At 67.7% G+C, this 14137-nt stretch carries 14 protein-coding genes; 9 read left to right on the top strand and 5 right to left on the bottom strand.

What is annotated here, in order from left to right:
- Positions 1 to 140: 140 nt before the first annotated feature.
- The gene (locus MNQ99_RS16630) at positions 141 to 767 is read right to left on the bottom strand and encodes a malonic semialdehyde reductase (protein WP_127513370.1); all 627 of its coding nucleotides are present in this window, start codon (positions 765 to 767) and stop codon (positions 141 to 143) included.
- Positions 768 to 1273: 506 nt separating this feature from the next.
- Between MNQ99_RS16630 and MNQ99_RS16635 the strand changes: the two genes are divergently transcribed.
- The 3 genes from MNQ99_RS16635 (at position 1274) to MNQ99_RS16645 (ending at position 3262) form a co-directional block, all read left to right on the top strand.
- Positions 1274 to 1600 carry a hypothetical protein gene (locus MNQ99_RS16635; protein ID WP_127513371.1) on the top strand — a complete coding sequence of 109 codons (327 nt, stop codon included), beginning with the start codon at positions 1274 to 1276 and terminating at the stop codon, positions 1598 to 1600.
- 250 nt (positions 1601 to 1850) lie between these two features.
- Positions 1851 to 2786 carry an NADP-dependent oxidoreductase gene (locus MNQ99_RS16640; protein WP_241915408.1) on the top strand — a complete coding sequence of 312 codons (936 nt, stop codon included), beginning with the start codon at positions 1851 to 1853 and terminating at the stop codon, positions 2784 to 2786.
- Positions 2787 to 2893: 107 nt separating this feature from the next.
- Positions 2894 to 3262 carry an iron chaperone gene (locus tag MNQ99_RS16645; RefSeq protein ID WP_241913721.1) on the top strand — a complete coding sequence of 123 codons (369 nt, stop codon included), beginning with the start codon at positions 2894 to 2896 and terminating at the stop codon, positions 3260 to 3262.
- Positions 3263 to 3316: 54 nt separating this feature from the next.
- Here the strand turns inward: MNQ99_RS16645 and MNQ99_RS16650 are convergent, their stop codons facing one another.
- On the bottom strand, positions 3317 to 3796 hold the full coding sequence (locus MNQ99_RS16650; RefSeq protein ID WP_241913722.1) for a TetR family transcriptional regulator: 480 nt from the start codon (positions 3794 to 3796) through the stop codon (positions 3317 to 3319).
- Positions 3797 to 4021: 225 nt separating this feature from the next.
- On the opposite strand from MNQ99_RS16650, the gene MNQ99_RS16655 reads away from it, so the two are divergent.
- Positions 4022 to 5248, top strand: a complete 1227-nt coding sequence (locus tag MNQ99_RS16655) for an MFS transporter (RefSeq protein ID WP_241913723.1) — start codon at positions 4022 to 4024, stop codon at positions 5246 to 5248.
- 453 nt (positions 5249 to 5701) lie between these two features.
- Positions 5702 to 7351, top strand: coding sequence for a catalase (locus MNQ99_RS16660; RefSeq protein WP_241913724.1), 1650 nt, complete (start codon positions 5702 to 5704; stop codon positions 7349 to 7351).
- A 186-nt stretch (positions 7352 to 7537) separates the two neighbouring features.
- On the opposite strand, the gene MNQ99_RS16665 is transcribed toward MNQ99_RS16660, so the two are convergent.
- Positions 7538 to 8974, bottom strand: a complete 1437-nt coding sequence (locus MNQ99_RS16665) for an aldehyde dehydrogenase family protein (RefSeq protein ID WP_241913725.1) — start codon at positions 8972 to 8974, stop codon at positions 7538 to 7540.
- Positions 8975 to 9282: 308 nt separating this feature from the next.
- Here MNQ99_RS16665 and MNQ99_RS16670 point away from each other — a divergent pair, with 308 nt between their 5' ends.
- From MNQ99_RS16670 to MNQ99_RS16685, 4 genes are all read left to right on the top strand, one after another.
- Complete coding sequence (locus MNQ99_RS16670; RefSeq protein ID WP_241913726.1) at positions 9283 to 10353, top strand: NAD-dependent epimerase/dehydratase family protein; 1071 nt, start codon at positions 9283 to 9285, stop codon at positions 10351 to 10353.
- A 79-nt stretch (positions 10354 to 10432) separates the two neighbouring features.
- Entirely contained in the window at positions 10433 to 10639 is a 207-nt protein-coding gene (locus MNQ99_RS16675; RefSeq protein WP_241913727.1) for a hypothetical protein, read from the top strand.
- 48 nt (positions 10640 to 10687) lie between these two features.
- The gene (locus tag MNQ99_RS16680) at positions 10688 to 11095 is read left to right on the top strand and encodes a hypothetical protein (RefSeq protein ID WP_241913728.1); all 408 of its coding nucleotides are present in this window, start codon (positions 10688 to 10690) and stop codon (positions 11093 to 11095) included.
- A 702-nt stretch (positions 11096 to 11797) separates the two neighbouring features.
- Positions 11798 to 12343, top strand: a complete 546-nt coding sequence (locus MNQ99_RS16685; RefSeq protein WP_241913729.1) for a hypothetical protein — start codon at positions 11798 to 11800, stop codon at positions 12341 to 12343.
- A gap of 3 nt (positions 12344 to 12346) precedes the next feature.
- On the opposite strand, the gene MNQ99_RS16690 is transcribed toward MNQ99_RS16685, so the two are convergent.
- Positions 12347 to 13657, bottom strand: coding sequence for a Y-family DNA polymerase (locus tag MNQ99_RS16690; RefSeq protein ID WP_241913730.1), 1311 nt, complete (start codon positions 13655 to 13657; stop codon positions 12347 to 12349).
- Positions 13650 to 14069, bottom strand: coding sequence for a LexA family protein (locus MNQ99_RS16695; protein WP_241913731.1), 420 nt, complete (start codon positions 14067 to 14069; stop codon positions 13650 to 13652). The genes MNQ99_RS16690 and MNQ99_RS16695 overlap by 8 nt, the downstream gene beginning before the upstream one ends.
- Between the last annotated feature and the right edge of the window lie 68 nt (positions 14070 to 14137).

Here is a 14137-nt window from a genome sequence, read left to right on the forward strand (position 1 = left end):
CATCAAAGATCCCCGGCAGCTCGGGTACGCCGTCGGCGTACCCGAGCTACATTTTAAATGCCCGACGGCGGTGTCCACCGCTGGAGGCTCGTAAGCCCCGCTGGGGTGGGCACCGCCGTCGTCAGCGGTTCAGGTACGAATCAGACCGTCTGGACTGCGATCTCGGCGTCCAAGCGCGGCAGCCGCGGGAACCAGGGGTTCTCGCCCGGGGTGCCGACGTTGACCACCATAAAGGTGCGGTTGGCGGTTCCGGCGTTGAAGTCCTCGTCGATGCCGGCGGCGTCGAAGGCGCCCATCGGGCCGGCGTGCAGGCCCACGGCGCGGACCGCCATGATGAAGAAACCGGCCTGCAGCCAGGCGTTGTTCTTGGCCACCTCGGCGCGCATTTCGGCGTTGCCGTCGAACATTTCCTTGCGCTCCGGCGCGTGCGGGAAGAACGTTTCGAAGTGCTCGTGCCAGTCGGTGTCGTAGCTGAGCACGGCGACCATCGGAGCGGAGTGCGTCTTAGCGCGGTTGCCCTCGGCCATCCGGGCGGCCAGCTTCTCGCGGGCTTCTGCGGAGCGGACCCAGGTGATGCGCAGCGGCTGGTTGTTCATCATGGTCGGGCCCATCTTGGCCAGCTCGTAGATGGCGGCGAGCTGCTCGTCCGTGACCGGCTCCGTGGAGAACGTGTTCGCGGTGCGGGCCTCAAGGAACAGGTGGTCTGCGGCCTCGCGGCCCACGGACAGCTGGTTCTGCAGGTTGACGTCAGCGGTTTCGACGCTCATGGGACTCCTCAGGTTGGGGGTGTGGTGTCTGGTGGGTTTAACGCCGTGGCCTCGAGCCGAAATTTCTCCCGACGGGGTGACCTTCGCTACAGGGCCCGGCGGGCCGGCGGCCGGGCCCGTGGTTGGTGTCCACGTTCAGCAGGATCTGTCCATGTTGCCCGGGGCGGGCCGGGACCCGTGGTTACTGTCCACGTTCAGCCGAATCTGTCCATGTTTTGAAGGCGCGCACCGCCCTGACCTGCGGAAACTTTTTCGGGCCGCGCAAGACGTGGACAGTGCTGCGGTGGGAACTCGATCTGCGGGGGCGGAGGGGGGCGCGGGCGAGGTCCGTGCGCCGGGCGGGGGCGCTGGTGCGGGCCGGGCTCGGGTCGCCCGTGCGCCGGGCACCGGCGAGCGGTACCGGGCCAACGGCACGGGCCCTGAGCTGGCGAGGGCCGGGCGCCGGGCCTACGACGTAGATCTGGCCAAACATTGCCCCCGCCCGCCAGCACTGGTAGACAAACACGGTGACCGAAACTGCTGCGGCTTCCCGGCGTCCCGTGTGGTGGGGCCTTCTTCTGGTGATTGGCGGCTGGGCCGCGCTGGGGCTGCCGATGTTCTGGGCGCTGCTGGTGGTCTATATCGGATTCACCGGTTGCCTGCTGGAGTGCGCGGCGCCGGATCCCGCTACCGGGTTCTTCGGCTTGACCGCCCTGGTCATCATGATCGCCGCCCCGGTTCTGGCCGGCATCGCGCTGGTACGGCGCAGCAGGGCCTGGTGGATCGCGACGGCCTGCTTGCTGGCGCTGATCCTGGTGCCGTTGGCCTACGGCACAGCGATCGGAGCGTTCTGACGTGTACGACGGCGGGCACGCATCGCCGTCGTACATGGGACTGGAAATCTTGTGCACGCCTTCTTGGTGCGCCGCAGCCTAGGTCGCGGCCCCCTTTTGACCTCCCGGTTTTGGATTGCAGCGGCCTCGCCTGCCGACTGCCGGTCGCACCCGACCGCGCGCTGCGGCCCCATGGAAAGCACGGCTGCCGGCCACTAGGGTGGAGCAAAACAGGAAGTAGCAGGAAGGTAGTACCCATTTGGGCAAGAGCATGCAGGCGATGACGTATTCCCGTTACGGCGGCCCGGAGGTGCTGGAGCTGTCAGAAGTTCCGCGGCCGAAGGTAGCCCCGGGAACGGTGCTGATCCGCGTGAAAGCCTCAAGCGTGAACCCGGTGGACTGGAAGGTGATGTCCGGCGGGTTGGACCGGATGCTGGACATCCACTTCCCGGTGATCCCCGGCTGGGACGTTGCCGGCGTGGTGGAGCAAGTCGGGCCGGACACCCCTGAATTTTCACCCCGCGATGAAGTGTATGCGTACGGCCGGCGGGACACGGTGGCCGGCGGCACGTACGCGGAGTTCGTGGCCCTGCCGGTCTCCATGGTGACGCGGAAGCCGGCATCGTTGAGCTGGGAACAAGCCGCCGGTCTGCCGCTCACTGGCATGGTGGCGCAGCGGACTTTGGACGCTTTGGCCCCGTCCACCGGCGAAACCCTTCTGATCCACAATGGATCCGGTGGGGTCGGACGGATCGCCATCCAACTCGCCGTCGAGCGCGGTCTCCGGGTCATCGCGACGGCGTCGGAGAAGCACCACCAGCGGCTGCGGGAACTCGGTGCGGAACCGCTGGAATACGGCCCCGGTCTGGTGCACCGGGTGCGCGAACTAGCACCGCAGGGCGTGGACGTGGCGGCGGACTTCGTGGGCGGCGTCTTGCAGGACACCCAGGCCGTGCTGCGGAACGGCGGCCGGCACGCTTCCATCGCCGACCCGGCGGTGACAGAACACGGCGGCCGCTACATCTGGGTGCGCCCGGACGGCTCCGAACTCGCCCGGCTGAGCGAGCTGGCCGACGCCGGCAAGCTCACCGTGGATATCGACCGGACCTTTCCGATGGACCAGGCCGCGGACGCCATGCGGCACAGTCAGCAAGGCCGCGTCGCCGGGAAGATCGTGCTGACGCCGTTCGCGGAGCACGCCGGATAAGCGGCAGCGAGCCGGAGAGGCGGCAGCACGCCGGAGGCAGAGGGGACTGGACCAGAAGACCGGGCCAGAGGGCCGGACCAGAAGGCGGGACCAGAGGGGGATCAGAGATGGCGGAGAAGTTTTCGAACGTCGACGATTACATCGCGTCGTTCCCGGAAGACGTGCGGACCATTCTCCAGGAGGTTCGGCGGACCATCCACAACGCCATCCCGGGAGCCGGCGAGCAGATCAGCTACGCCATCCCCGCCATCATGTTCGAGGGGCACTACCTCGTCTACTTCGCCGGCTGGAAGCACCATGTCTCGCTCTACCCGCTGCCGGAGGCCGATGCGGCGCTGAGGCACGACCTGGAGCCCTACGTCGCAGCCAAGGGGACCCTGAAGTTTCCGCTGGGCAAACCGATTCCGTATGACCTGATCGCGCGGGTGGTCAGGGCCCTGGCCCGCCAGCGCGGCCACGACGTCACCGGTGCCTGACGGCGCACGACGTCACCGGCGGCTGACCGCGCAGGCGCCTGACGGCGCGGGTGCTCAGCCCTTCTTGTCCCCCGCCGCCTTCGGCTGCAGCTCGGCCAGCAGTTCCTTGAGCCGCGCGTCGGTCAGATAGGTCATCCCGGTGAGGACGTCCGTGATTCGGCGCCGGTCCGCGGGCTTGAACCGCGTGCTGTCCAGGATGTCGGAGACCCACAGCCCGTCCATTGCCAGCCGGACGATGATCCCCAGGATGCCCACCGGCTCGCGCGGATCCAGGTCCTGGCGGTCCAGCCGCTGGTTGAGGTAGACCAGTGATTCGGCCAGGTTCGGTTGCCTGATCGCTGTGGACAGCAGGCCGGCCTGGTTGCGGTCGGTGTTTGCCCGTGCGTCGGAGAACGCCGCGATGTAGGCCCGTTCCTCCGCGCCCAGCGGCTCCGGGTCGGCGTCGGCCCGCTCGCCCAGCTCGTGTACCAAAGCCATGATGATGGATTCGACATCGCGCTCGACCTCGTCGATCGGCGCCCCAGGTTCAAACATGTTGCCCTCTCGTGGTTCCCGGCGGGTTTGCCGCCCCAGCCAGTCTATCCACAGCCGCCACGCCGCCGGCGGCCCATCCCGCGGCCGCCCCGATGGACGCGTCCGGACCCGGATCCGAGTCAACTATTACGACGCCGCAGCCTGTCTTACGTGCCGCGCGTCACCTTCTATCGCACCGCAGTTAGTCTGTACAGGCAACTAATTGACCGGGGCCGAAGGAGCAACATGGCCGCACCCAGCGTCACCCGGCAGCGGGCAGATGCGGCGTGGATCGTCGTCGTACTGGCGGGCGTCACCGCCGCCATGCACATCTGGAAGCTGCCTACCGCCATTCCCGTCATCCAGCACGAGCTCGGCATGTCCTTGGTGCAGGCGGGCGTCCTGCTGGGCGTGGTGCAGGTGGCCGGCATGGCAGGCGGCCTGGCCGTCTCGCTGCTGGCGGAAATGATCGGCGCGAGGCGCTGCCTGCTGATCGGCCTCTGGCTGCTCATTGCCGGCTCGGTCATCGGCGGCTTCGCCGACTCCGCCGTCGTGCTGATGGCCTGCCGCGCGCTGGAAGGCGCCGGCTTCCTGCTGACCACGGTGGTGGCGCCCGGCCTGATCCGCACCAACACCCCGCTCGCGCGCGTGAACATGGCCGTTGGCTTCTGGAGCGCTTACCAGGGCTTTGCCACCTTCACCGGGCTGGTGGCGAGCGCGCTGATCCTGCAGGCCACCAACTGGCATGTTTGGTGGTGGCTCATGGCCGCCCTGACCCTGGTGCCCATCCCGCTGGTGCTGAAGTTCGTGCCGCAGGATCCGCCGCGCGACGGCTCCGGCCTGCCCGCAGCCACCCGCCGGATCGGCCGCACCGTCCGGTCTCCCAAACCCTGGATCGCCGGCGTGGTGTTCGGCTGCTATACCGTCCAGTGGATGGCCGTGGTCGGCTTCCTGCCCACCATCTACCACCAGAACGGCGTCACCGGCATCTGGGCCGGCATCCTCTCCGCGGTGGTCGGCGGCCTCAATGCCGTGGGCGCCATTGGTACCGCTCCCCTGCTGCAGCGCGGCGTCCCGCCCCGGCTGCTGCTCATCCCCACCTTCATCCTGATGGGCACGACGACGGTGCTCACCTTCGCCGTCGACTGGGCCGCGGTGCCCGGCGGCATGGCCATCCAGTTCGCCTGCGTGGCCGTGTTCTCCATGGTGGGCGCGGTGATCCCGTCCACGCTCACGCGGATGGCCGTGGATCTGGCACCGCCGGACGGTTCCACCCCGGCCGCGATGGGCCTGATGCAGCAGATCTTCAACGTCGGCAACTTCACCGGCCCGGCCATCGTGGCCTGGCTGGCCACCGTCACCGGCGGCTGGCAGTCCACCTGGTGGATGACCTGCACGTTCGCCCTGCTCGGGATCTGCCTGAGCCTCTACCTGAGCGAGAAACGGCTGGGCCTGAGCTTCGCCCACCGGTAGAGGGACGCGTGGGGCCGAGCTGGGCGGGAGCCGGCTGCTTCGGTGCCCGGAAGCGGATCATTCCGGCCCATACGCGCTGCGGGCCACAGGCCGTACGCTATACGCCACACTCCGCCAGGGGTAGACGCCTGAGAGCCGCACACGCGGGAGACCAGGGCCAAAGCTCCGCAAACGCGGATGCCTTCCGCAGGCTTGGGTCGCAATGTGGCGTATAGCGTACGGCAGGCGCGTGTGTGACGGGCTGAGCCTGCACTTAAGCGAAAGTCGTCCGGTGCCCAGCTTCACCATCGGAAAGCGACCGCCTCGCCACGCGGAAGCGGCTGCTTCCCGACTGCTTCCCGGTGCCTCAGACAGCCACCCGCGCGCCGCCGTCGAACTCTTGCCCTCGGCACGCACCAGGAGGAAGGTGGAACACGGCAACCGGCCCACACCTTTCCCTAGGAGTGATCAGCGATGACCGATGCGGCCAAATCCCCGGACCAGCCCCTGACCAATCGGCAGGGCCACAAGGTCTACGACAACCAGAACACCCGAACCATCGGCGCCCGCGGCCCGGCCACTCTGGAGAACTACCAGTTCCTGGAGAAGATGAGCCACTTCGACCGCGAGCGCATCCCGGAGCGGGTAGTGCACGCCCGAGGCACCACGGCCTTCGGCTACTTCGAGGCCTACGGCAAGTGGGGCGATGAACCGATCGCCAACTTCACCCGCGCCAAGCTGTTCCAGGAAGCGGGCAAGCGCTCCGACCTGGCCATCCGCTTCTCCACCGTGGCCGGCGGCCGCGATTCCTCCGAGGTGGCCCGCGACCCGCGCGGTTTCGCAGTCAAGATCTACACCGAGGACGGCAACTGGGACCTGGTGGGCAACAACCTGGGCGTCTTCTTCATCCGCGACGCGCTCAAGTTCCCCGACTTCATCCACTCGCAGAAACCGGACCCGGTGCACTTCCAGGCCTCCGTGCCGAACCGCGCGATGGACTTCTTCAGCCAGTCGCCCGAGTCCATGCATATGGTGATGCTGGTCTTCAGCCCGCGCGGTGTGCCGGCCGACTACCGGCACATGCAGGGCTTCGGCGTGAACACCTACAAGTGGGTCAACGCCGCCGGCGAGACGGTGCTGGTCAAGTACCACTGGTTGCCCAAGCAGGGCGTGAAGTCGCTGACCGCCGAGGACGCCGCGAACATGCAGGCACACACCCTGGGCTCGCACACCAAGGACCTCTACGACGCCATCGAGGCCGGCAACTTCCCCGAGTGGGAACTACAGGTGCAGATGATGTCCGACGACGAGCACCCCGAACTCGATTTCGACCCGCTGGACGACACCAAGGTCTGGCCGGAAGATCAGTTCCCGCCCCGGCCCGTCGGCCGAATGGTCCTGGACCGCAACGCCCAGAACTTCTTCGCCGAAAACGAGCAGATCGCCTTCGGCACCGGCGTGCTGGTGGACGGCCTGGACTTCTCCGACGACAAGATGCTGGTGGGCCGCACGTTCTCCTACAGCGACACGCAGCGGCACCGGGTGGGGCCCAACTACCTGCAGCTGCCGGTCAACAGCCCGAAGGCGCCGGTGGCCACCAACCAGCGGGACGGGCAGATGTCCTACATGGTGGACACCGCCCCGGGCCAGAACCCGCACGTCAACTACGAACCCAGCATCACGGGCGGCGTGCAGGAGGCGGCCAAGGACGAGGGCTACCACCACGTGTTTGGACCGGAGATCAGTGGACGGCTGACCCGCGAGCGGATCCCCCGGACCAACGACTACCTGCAGGCCGGCCAGCGGTTCTACTTGCAGCAGGACTGGGAGCGCGAGGACCTGATCACCAATCTGACGGACGCACTGTCGCAGAGCGACCGGCCGGTCCAGGAGCGCATGCTCTGGCACCTCTACATGGTCGCCGACGAGCTCGGCGAGCGCGTGGGCGACGGCATCGGCATCACGCTGGACGAGGTGAAGGACCTGGGGCCGCTGGCCAGCCAAAACCTCTCCGAAGCGGAGCAGGCGTGGATGGCGAACCTGGGCAAGAACGGACCGCGCGACGTCTCCGGGCTGACCATGACGCACTGCGTGCCCAACGAACGCATGAAGGTGGACCGGTAGCTCCGGCACCAAAAGCAGAACAACGACGGCGGGGCTCACCCGCCGTCGTAGTCCTGCCGGGGCTCCCGCGCCGTCGTTATCCTGTCCTGCGAAGCCGCCACGGAAGGCGAGTCAGCCGCGTCTCCGCACGGAGCAGGCCCGGAGGATAGTTTCCGTCCGGGCCTGCTTCGTTGCCAGTTGCTGCGCTTACCCGGCGATGACCTGCGGGGAGCCGAGCTGCTTGAGCCCTTCGACGCCGAACTCCAGCCCGTAGCCGGACTGCTTGGCACCGCCGAACGGCACCCGGGGATCGATCGCGCCGTGCTTGTTGATCCAGACCGTGCCGGCCTCGATCCGGGCCGCGACCTCGCGGGCCTTGGCCGGGTCGGAGGACCAGACCGAGGCGCCCAGGCCGACCTTCAGGCCGTTGGCCATCGCCACTGCCTCGTCCACGGTGGAGTACTTGATGATCGGCAGTGCCGGACCGAATTGTTCCTCGGCCACCAGCGGGTTGTCGTTGTCGATGTCCGCCACGAGCGTGGCCGGGTAGAAGTAACCGGGCTGGCCCTCGTCCGGGTTGCCGCCGGTGAGCACGCGGGCGCCGGAATCCTTCGCCGCCTGCACCAGCTTCGCGACGATGTCGTACTGGGCCTTGTTCTGCAGCGGGCCCAGCACATTGTTCTCGTCCAGCCCGACGCCCATCGGCATCTGCTCGGCGACTTCGGTCAGCGCGGCGCACACGTCGTCGTAGATGTCCTCGTGCACGTAGAGCCGCTTGAGCGCGGCGCAGGTCTGGCCGGTGTTGATGAACGCGCCCCAGAACAGGTCCTGCGCGGCGGCCTTCGGATCGGTGTCCGGCAGCACGATGCCGGCGTCGTTGCCGCCCAATTCCAGGGTCAGGCGCTTCACCGTGTCCGCGGAGGAACGGATGATCGCCTTGCCGGTGGCGGTGGAACCGGTGAACATGACCTTGTCGATGCCCGCGTGCGCGGAGAGCGCCTCGCCCACCTCGCGGCCGCCCGGGACCACGTGCAGCACGTCGGCCGGCAGCACGGTGTTGAGCACTTCGGCCAGCGCCAGCACGGACAGCGGCGTGTACTCGGAGGGCTTCATCACCACGGTGTTGCCCATCCGCAGCGCCGGAGCCAGCTGCCAGATGCTGATCATCATCGGCCAGTTCCAGGGCCCGATCGCGCCGACCACGCCCAGCGGCCGGTAGTGCAGCTCGGCGTGGTTGCCGTCTTCCTCCACCAACGTTTCCGGCTCCAGTTCGAACGCGGCGGTCGCTCGCAGCCAGCCGGCGCACGCGCCGACCTCGAACCGGGCGTTCGGCCCGTTCAGCGGCTTGCCCTGCTCGCGCGAGAGCAGCTCGGCCAGCGCCTCCGCGTTCGCCTCCACCGCATCCGCGGCCAGGTTCAGGTACTCGCTGCGCTCGGCGTGGCCGCGGCCGGCCCACTCCGGCTGCACGCGGCGGGCGGCCTCGACCGCCGCCTCCAGCTCGGCGACACCCGGCTCGGCCACGCGGCCGACCAGCTCACCGGTGGCCGGATCCTTGATCTTCCGCCCGCCCTCGGCCGGCTGGATTGCTGCGAGCAAATCCGCAGCGGTAGCGAACGTACCCTCGACTGTGGTCTCGGTGGTCATGGTTTTTCCTCCCCGTCTGTGACGACAACTGCCTCCAGCTTGCCGTAGACCCGGCGCGGCTGCTTAGACTTTGCGCGCCGAGGACTTGACGCTGAGCGCATAGCTTCCTTCAGCGGCCGCGTCAGGGCACTCCTCCTGCCGGCAAACGAAGAGGTTCCACGTGAACCGAAATCGTTCAGCGTTCGGCATGAATAACGCGCTGACCTGCAGCTATGCCTTGGGTCCCTCCGTGACGTGGCTATATTCCGTAAGCCCCTGCCCGCTTCCCGCCCTCGCCAAGCCCCGGCATCGGCGGTAGCGTCGGGAGCATGCGAATTGCGGTGGTCGGAGCCAGCGGAAACGTGGGAACAGCGCTTTTGCGGCGCCTGCATGCCGCGCAGAGCGAACGTGCGGATGATTTGGAAATAGTCGGGATTGCCCGGCGCGTGCCGGATGCCGCGCGAGCACCGTACGACGGCGTCACCTGGGTTGCGCTGGACGTCGCCTCAGGCGATGCGCGGCAGAGGCTAGCCGAGGCTTTCAAGGGGTGCGACGCCGTCGTCCATCTTGCCTGGGTGCTGCAGCCGAACCACGACGAAGAGACGATGCGCCGGGTGAACGTGGACGGCACCGCGAATGTGCTCGCCGCCGCCGTCAACGCCGGCGTCGGGCATGTGGTGTGCGCGTCGTCGGTGGGCGCGTACAGCCCAGGGCCGAAAGACTCCCGCGTCAGCGAAGACTGGCCGGCCCGCGGCATCGCGAGTTCGCACTACAGCCGGTTCAAGGGTCAGCAGGAAGAGCTGCTGGACCGGTTTGCCGACGACCATCCGGAGATCAAGGTGGCACGGTTGCGGCCGGGCCTGATCTTCCAGGCCCAGGCAGGCAGCCAGATTGGCCGGTACTTCGTGGGACCGTGGATTCCGAAGTTCTTCGTCAACCGGCTGCGGTTGCCGCTGTTTCCGTTTCCGGAGGAGTTTGTCTTCCAGGCGCTGCACGCTGATGACATGGCGGACGCCTATTGGCGCGTGCTGGATCAAGGTGCCCGCGGTGCCTTCAATGTGGCCGCCGAGCCCGTCCTGACGCCCGGGCTGGTCGCTGCCCTGTTCGGCGCCCGCCGCTGGCTGCCCGTCCCCGTACCGCTGGTCAGATTGCTGGTGGGTGCGGCGTGGTCGGCCCGGCTGCTGGCCAGCGACCCGGGATGGGTGGACATGGCCCGCGCCGCGCCGGTGATGGACACCACCCGCGCGAGGACAGAACTGGGGTGGAACCCGCGGGTTGATTCGGTCTCGGCGATCCGAGAGGTGCTCCACGGCATGGCGGCTGCGGGAGGCGTTCCGGAATCACCGGCCATGCGCCCGCGGAGCCGCTGCACCCGTGCGGAACCGAGGACCGGCGCGTAGTCTGAGCCCCAGGGTGCCGCGCGCGGAACGCGGTGTCCGGTCCGCTCCCCAGAACGACACACTCGAGAAGGAGGATGTGATGGACCAGAACGAAAATTCCCGCCCGGAACAGCCGGACGATCTGGAAGGCGAAGCCCAGCCCGCTGGCGCAGGCGAGAACGACGTCCATGAGGCGCACATCCCGGTCCACGGCGACGAAAAGCTGGCCGACGATCTGGCCAAGAAAGCCTACGGCGACAAGGACCACGATGGCGAAGCCGATACTCCCAACGCGCCGTTCCCCTAGGACCCCCAGGCAACACCTCCATCACCCACCGTATGAAAGGAGCACCCTGTGAAAGGGAAAATCATGTTCGGCGCCGGTCTGGCCCTTGGATTCGTCCTGGGCTCAAAGTCGGGGCGGTCGGCTTACGATTCGCTGAAGACCAAGAGTCAAGAGTTATGGCACAACCCAACCGTGCAGGACAAGGTTCACGAGGCAACGGACGCGGTCAAGGACAAGGCCCCGGGAGTCGCTGAGCAACTCACCGAGGCGGCCAAGAAGGCCGGATCCGCGGCGGCCTCCAAGTTGCCCGGAAAGCATGGGAAGGACGACGTCGGAACCACCGTCACCGACACCGTCTCGGACCCTGCCCTCAACGACCAAACGGGACAGGACTGGACGGACGAGGGCGGCGCCATGCCGGGCCGGCCGGCCACCGGCGGCAGCGACGACCTGCGTCCGCCCGGACCCGGAGTCTGACAGCTCGGACCGCAACCAGCGGGCCCGAGCCGGACTAAACCAGCAACTGATGGAAGGCGGAGCATGACCGAAAGCAACCAGGACAGAGAGCCTCACGGCCAAAAGGACCCTGCGGCGGATGCGGGCGACCCCGGAGATGGGACGTCAGATGAGACGTCGCCAACCGACTCCGCGTCGAAGTCTGGGGACAAAGAGGACATGAATGCACCGCCTGGGCCGGCTGAAGAGAAGGACCGGAAGACGCCGGACGACCGCGGCCTGACCACGGACACCAGTCCCAGCGATTAACCCGCGCCGGCCGGGCGGCGACAACGGTCTGTAGCCAACCTGTTGTCGCCGCCGCCGAGTGGCGGGCTGGACGGGCCGAATGGCGGGCTGGACGGGCGCCACGGTCGGTTCGCACGGCCTGGCGCACGCGTCTCGGTCGGCTGTCGGCGCCTTTAAACCTTTCAAACATCTTTGCGCGTCCGCCTCCGCCCACCCGCCCATCTCCCGCCCGCCCCATCTCCGGACGCAGTAACGCCCCAGTAACGCTGGCAGGACTAAACCGATGCCACGCTCCGTTAGCGGAGGGACCCCTCGTGCAGCGAGGGCTCGGAACTGCTGATAGAAGCGTGAGCCGTGGCCCAGAACATTCTCATCCTTCTTGACGGCGCCGGCTGCCATCTCGGTGCAGCGGGCGGCAGCGATGGATAGAGCCCGGTGTTTGAGTACAAGCTGACACCGCATTTGTCGGTCTCGTTTCAGCGCTACCGTTACCCCGACCACGGTATTGTTTACGCCACCCCTGCCAGTCTGGGTACCTTGCCGTTCTGTGCCGGTTCCGAGGGCCTGACGGTGCCTTCCCCGGACGGAGAAGCCATCTGGATCGGCTTGCTGACCCGGATGGTCTCCAGCGAACCTCTTCTCGTGGGGATGCTGGCCACCAGAGCCGACGGGCAACGCCTGGACGCAGTGGGCGGCGGGGCTGCCGAAGGGACAACGCCCTTGGCTTGGCTCCGGGTGCCGGAGATGCGGCAGCTGCTGGGCATTTCCCATCACGACGACGGCTGGTGGGCGCTGGCCCGCGAAGCGCCCTTAGTCGGGGCGCCATCCTGCGTTTCCGTGACGCTGTTGTCACGGCCAGAGCGCCCCCGGCATGCCGCCGCAGTTGTCTTGCCCATCCAACTAACCGACCCCGCCGCGTTCGAAAGCATCTGCCACACCCGCGTACCGCCGCTGCGGCAAGACTCCACCTACGGCAGCTGATGTCTATGCCTTAACCACCGGAAGCTCTGCCCACTCGGTGGTGTAGCGCGGCGAGGAGAATTCGCGTTTCATGGACCACGCGGCCGGCGCCGCCAGCCCGCCTTGGCCGAGCCCGATGGCGGCTTCTCCGAATTTCGATCGGACGGCACCGAGCAAGTCGCCGATGTTCCGCTGGTCCAAGTCGCTGACGAACGGGTCGAAGGCCTCCTGGCCGGCCGCCGGTTCGAGCCCGGACAGCAGCACTCCTGCCCGGACATAGTGGGCGCCGGGAATGAGGCAGCCGCGCATGGCAGCCACCGCGGCCTTGGTCAGTTGGATCGGATCCTGCGTGGGCGCCGGAAGGTGGACACTGGCGGCGGGAAACGACGCTTCCCCGCCGGCGAACCTGCTGGTCCCCGCCGTCACCGTCAGCACCGAGGCGCGCAGTCCCTCGGCAGCCATCCGGGCGGCGCCGCGCTGGGCGTAAACGGCCATCACCTGATCCATCTCCTCCAGCGCGGTGACCGGTGTGGAGAAGCTGCGCGAGAACATGATCTGCTGCTTGTCGGCCCGTTCCTCGGTGTGCGGGATACAGGCCGTGCCATTCAGTTCCAGCACCGTCCGCTGCAGCACCACGGAGAACTTCTTGCGGATCACCTGTGGGTCCGCGGCCTTCAAATCGGCGATCGACTCGATGCCGATGGCGTTCAGCCGCTTCCCGGTCCGCCCACCCACGCCCCACAGCCCGGTGACGGGAACACGCGACTGGATCCATTCGATGTCCGGCGCCGGCATAGAACCCAGCGAGCAGACGCCGGCCATCTGTGGATTCCGTTTGGCTACGTGGTTGGCGAACTTTGCCAGCGTCTTGGTCCGGGCTACGCCGACGGAGACCGGAACGCCCACCTGTTGGACCACGGCGGCCCGGATCCGGGCCGCCGTCTCCCGCAGCTGCGGCTCATCCCCGGGCAGGCCCAGGAACGACTCGTCGATCGAGTAGACCTCCTGCCAGGCTCCGAACCGGCCCAGCACTTCCATCACCCGGGCGCTGAGGTCGCCGTACAGCTCGTAATTGCTGGATTTTGCCACCAGTCCCCAGGCCTTGGCGCGTGGCGCCACCTGGAACCACGGCGTGCCGGTCTTCAACCCCAGCTGCTTGGCTTCCTCGGAGCGCGCGACCACGCAGCCGTCATTGTTGGACAGGACAACGACGGGGCGTCCCTCAAGCGACGGGTCGAACACCCGCTCACAGGAGACATAGAAGTTGTTGACGTCCACCAGCGCGATCCGTTCACGGAGCTGCGTCGGCGCTGCGGCGGGTCCTTCGCTAAACATGGTGCAGGCAGCGCGTGGCCACGCCCCAAATGCTCAGGTCGCCGAGCTCGCCCACCTCGGTCGGGACACCGCCGTCGTCCGTCTGCAGGCGCACACCGCCGGCGGCCAGATGCAGGCGGCGCACCACCAGCTCCCCGTCCAGCACGGCGATCACCACCGAGCCATCGCGCGGCTCCAGCGCGCGGTCCACGATCAGCTCATCGCCGTCGCAGATTCCGGCCGATGCCATCGAGTTACCGGCCACGCGCATCACGAAGGTACTGGTACGGTCCCGGATCAGGTGCCGGTTCAGGTCGAGGCCGCCGTGGAAATAGTCCCGCGCCGGTGAGGGAAAGCCGCGGGCGTCTTCGGGCGTCCCGTCACCCAGCTCCGGGCCGGCCGACGCGCCGGAGGGGCGCTCCAGACCGAACATGACAAGCCCCCATCTTCGAACAGATCTTCGAAGATCAGACTATCACCCCGGGATCTTCGAAAGCCTTG

The sequence above is a fragment of the Arthrobacter sulfonylureivorans genome, from assembly GCF_022637435.1.
GTDB classification, from domain to species: Bacteria; Actinomycetota; Actinomycetes; order Actinomycetales; family Micrococcaceae; genus Crystallibacter; species Crystallibacter sulfonylureivorans.

What these genes read in the sequence shown, in the direction of transcription:
- MNQ99_RS16630 (WP_127513370.1), bottom strand. Translation starts at nt 767, where the DNA reads ATGAGCGTCGAAACCGCTGACGTCAACCTGCAGAACCAGCTGTCCGTG.
- MNQ99_RS16640 (WP_241915408.1), top strand. Translation starts at nt 1,851, where the DNA reads ATGCAGGCGATGACGTATTCCCGTTACGGCGGCCCGGAGGTGCTGGAG.
- MNQ99_RS16645 (WP_241913721.1), top strand. Translation starts at nt 2,894, where the DNA reads ATGGCGGAGAAGTTTTCGAACGTCGACGATTACATCGCGTCGTTCCCG.
- MNQ99_RS16650 (WP_241913722.1), bottom strand. Translation starts at nt 3,796, where the DNA reads ATGTTTGAACCTGGGGCGCCGATCGACGAGGTCGAGCGCGATGTCGAA.
- MNQ99_RS16655 (WP_241913723.1), top strand. Translation starts at nt 4,022, where the DNA reads ATGGCCGCACCCAGCGTCACCCGGCAGCGGGCAGATGCGGCGTGGATC.
- MNQ99_RS16660 (WP_241913724.1), top strand. Translation starts at nt 5,702, where the DNA reads ATGACCGATGCGGCCAAATCCCCGGACCAGCCCCTGACCAATCGGCAG.
- MNQ99_RS16665 (WP_241913725.1), bottom strand. Translation starts at nt 8,974, where the DNA reads ATGACCACCGAGACCACAGTCGAGGGTACGTTCGCTACCGCTGCGGAT.
- MNQ99_RS16670 (WP_241913726.1), top strand. Translation starts at nt 9,283, where the DNA reads ATGCGAATTGCGGTGGTCGGAGCCAGCGGAAACGTGGGAACAGCGCTT.
- MNQ99_RS16675 (WP_241913727.1), top strand. Translation starts at nt 10,433, where the DNA reads ATGGACCAGAACGAAAATTCCCGCCCGGAACAGCCGGACGATCTGGAA.
- MNQ99_RS16690 (WP_241913730.1), bottom strand. Translation starts at nt 13,657, where the DNA reads ATGTTTAGCGAAGGACCCGCCGCAGCGCCGACGCAGCTCCGTGAACGG.
- MNQ99_RS16695 (WP_241913731.1), bottom strand. Translation starts at nt 14,069, where the DNA reads ATGTTCGGTCTGGAGCGCCCCTCCGGCGCGTCGGCCGGCCCGGAGCTG.